Annotated in this window: 1 protein-coding gene; it reads left to right on the forward strand. The window is 37.6% G+C overall.

All coding sequences use genetic code 11. The annotated features are described in order from the left end of the window. The coding region (locus ACFIMP_RS09975; protein ID WP_375686353.1) for a hypothetical protein at window positions 1-427 on the forward strand (427 nt) is incomplete at its 5' end. Window positions 428-551: the final 124 nt, after the last annotated feature.

Below are 551 nucleotides of genomic sequence, written 5' to 3' on the forward strand. Positions count from 1 at the left end.
TTGCTGGGTGTATGATGAGGCTCTTGTGTTTAAAAATGGTCACGTTTATGATAATGCAAGAGTTTTTGGCAATGCTGTCACTTGTGGTCATATCTATGGTCATGCGCGGGTTTATGACAATGCTATCATTGCTGGCTATGTTTATGATAATGCCCATGTTTATGGCAATGCTGTTATTTCTGATAATTCCCATGTTTATGGTAATGCACATGTGTATGGCAAGGATATTATTTATGATAATGCCTATGTTTATGACAATGCTAGGGTTTATGAAAATGCTCGTATAGCAAATAACGTGCATGTTTATGAAAATGCCAATATTCATGGCATTGCTGTTATTCGTGAAAATGTCGGCGGGTCTACTAAAATAAAAACCTATACTGAACGTCTCTCTCCTTATGGTGAATTAGAGATTGTCTGGGTCTAATTAATAAAGCAGCGGCGGGCGCGGCGGGGGCGCCTGCTTTCTAAGCAAATTTTCCATTTCAAATTTTAGCAAATGTTTATCACATTAAATTGTGAGGGTATCTCTATGTGCAAAAAATATGAAT

Origin of the sequence: Bartonella sp. AP65SXKL (assembly GCF_042195725.1) — a bacterium.
Taxonomy (GTDB): domain Bacteria; phylum Pseudomonadota; class Alphaproteobacteria; order Rhizobiales; family Rhizobiaceae; genus Bartonella.